This window comes from Ruminococcus sp. (assembly GCF_019417665.1).
Lineage (GTDB): Bacteria > Bacillota > Clostridia > Oscillospirales > Ruminococcaceae > Ruminococcus_C.
In genome coordinates, this window is record NZ_DXUU01000115.1 from 1 (window position 1) to 1,758 (window position 1,758).

At 45.9% G+C, this 1,758-nt stretch carries 3 protein-coding genes and 1 pseudogene; all 4 read right to left on the bottom strand.

Annotation, left to right across the window (positions count from 1 at the left end; translation table 11 throughout):
* Window positions 1–215 (bottom strand): annotated as a pseudogene (locus tag QZ375_RS14015) (HNH endonuclease); the annotation flags it as partial.
* Window positions 199–588 (bottom strand): sigma factor-like helix-turn-helix DNA-binding protein, encoded by a 390-nt coding sequence (locus QZ375_RS14020; protein ID WP_021683262.1) that lies wholly within the window; start codon window positions 586–588, stop codon window positions 199–201. The pseudogene QZ375_RS14015 and the gene QZ375_RS14020, both read right to left, overlap by 17 nt.
* A gap of 141 nt (window positions 589–729) precedes the next feature.
* The gene (locus QZ375_RS14025; protein WP_277213682.1) at window positions 730–1,134 is read right to left on the bottom strand and encodes a hypothetical protein; all 405 of its coding nucleotides are present in this window, start codon (window positions 1,132–1,134) and stop codon (window positions 730–732) included.
* Window positions 1,131–1,415, bottom strand: coding sequence for a VRR-NUC domain-containing protein (locus QZ375_RS14030; RefSeq protein WP_295219985.1), 285 nt, complete (start codon window positions 1,413–1,415; stop codon window positions 1,131–1,133). The genes QZ375_RS14025 and QZ375_RS14030 overlap by 4 nt, the downstream gene beginning before the upstream one ends.
* Window positions 1,416–1,758: the final 343 nt, after the last annotated feature.

The following is a 1,758-nucleotide window of genomic DNA, read 5'->3' on the forward strand; positions in this document are numbered from 1 at the left end:
GTCGCTGCCGTGAACCGTCCCTGTGCTTTGCACCGCACACACAAAGGATGCCGGCGGAGGTAGGCTTTGCTGAGCCTCTGCCACTTGCTGCCGTAGCCACGCTTAGCGGCAGACGGTCGGTCTGGATGCAGGGGCTGATGCTCTGCACAATACAAACCGTCTGTCAGATTGGGACAACCGGGATGCTTGCAGGGCTTCTTACATTTCTTCGGCACAGCAGTCACAGCCTTTGCAACTCTCTGTGGTTTCTGCAGAGAGTTTTTTCAATGCTTTTTGGTATTGTTCCTTCACCCAGGCAACGCTGTCATTCAGTTCATCTGCAATGGCATCCCATGTTGCAGCGTAAAGATACCGCAAACGAAGGATCTCACGCTGGTCGGCATTGTGATTTGCCATGATAAGTTCTTCCAGCTTCCGTTTCAACCGGATGGATGCAATCAGATCGTCCCACGCTGCCTCCACGATCTCATGTATTTCATCTTCATCGATTTCCATCGCCATAGCTTTCCAATCCTGATAAATCACACTCTGTTCCTTGATGCGTCTGTTTAGATCCATACTGTTTCTTAAAACTTCTTTTGCAAGCATATCGATTCTCCTTTATGGACACGAAAAACAGCCCTCGCAGAATTTCTTCCGCAAAGGCTGTTTCGCTTTCTCCTGTTTTCCTACTTTACAGTATACCACATATGCGAACTATCATCAAGTGTTATGAACTATCATGAACTATCAACTTTTCATCCCTGCCAAGGCTTCCCGGTGCAAACGATAACAGGAAGGTTTACTGTATCCCATTTCTTCTGCGATCTGATTCCAGTCCTTGAATTCCAGATAACGCTTTGCCAGAATATCATGATGCTCCGTATCTGTGACGGCTTTTATCGCAGTATCAAAAACTGCTTTCAGAGCTTCCAGTTCCTTTTTTGCAGTCTTTACTTCTTCCTCCAAGGATAAGATCTGAGAAACGCCGCTTTCCACGGCGTGAGATTCCGGCGATACGGGTTTGGGCAAATCAGAATAGGCAGGTGATTTGGGAAAAGAAAGTTTCTGACGAAGAGCATCTGCTTCCTTTTGTTTTCGGTCAATCCTTCTAAGAAGTCTTTGTACCTGTTTCATGTATTCTTTTGCTGTCATGCCGTGGTCTCCTCCAGCATTCTTTTTACCTCCTCCACAGAACGGACGATGGCAGCGTTTCCGCCGCATTTTTGTATTTTGCGAAGAGCCGATTCCTGCAAAGCAGTTGCTTTTCCTTTCTCCGTTTTTACTTCAAAGGCAAAGAACCTGCCGCCAATGCAGGCGATCACATCGGGGATTCCTGCCGTTCCATACATCCCGCCATGCTCCTTCCAGCAAAAACAATTCGGCACGGTTTTCAGATACCTCAAAATCGCCCTTACGATATCCGCTTCTTTCAAACTGCTCACCTCTTACCTCTTTACTGATTTTACAGGGAAATTTCTATTATACTCATAAAAAATGAGAAAATATATGGGGATATAAAATAGGAAATATATAAAAGATTACGGAAATTTCCTGCAAAGCCTGTAAACTCTGTCAGAAAGTCGTGCAGACCTCTCCTCTGGCAAGCTACACATGGCTTTCTGAAAAGCTGATGCCTCTCCACGTTCTCCGTTTTCCGGTTCTGTCTGTTGCTTTCACGACCGTGGGAAAATTTGCTTCCAGTTCGTTGTTGAAATTCTGCTGACTGTATGGAGCCATGCCGCAGCTGTCACAGTATGATTTATACCGTGCAAAGAA

Coding starts and splice junctions, on each gene's coding strand:
- QZ375_RS14020 (WP_021683262.1), bottom strand. CDS start 588: ATGCTTGCAAAAGAAGTTTTAAGAAACAGTATGGATCTAAACAGACGC.
- QZ375_RS14025 (WP_277213682.1), bottom strand. CDS start 1,134: ATGACAGCAAAAGAATACATGAAACAGGTACAAAGACTTCTTAGAAGG.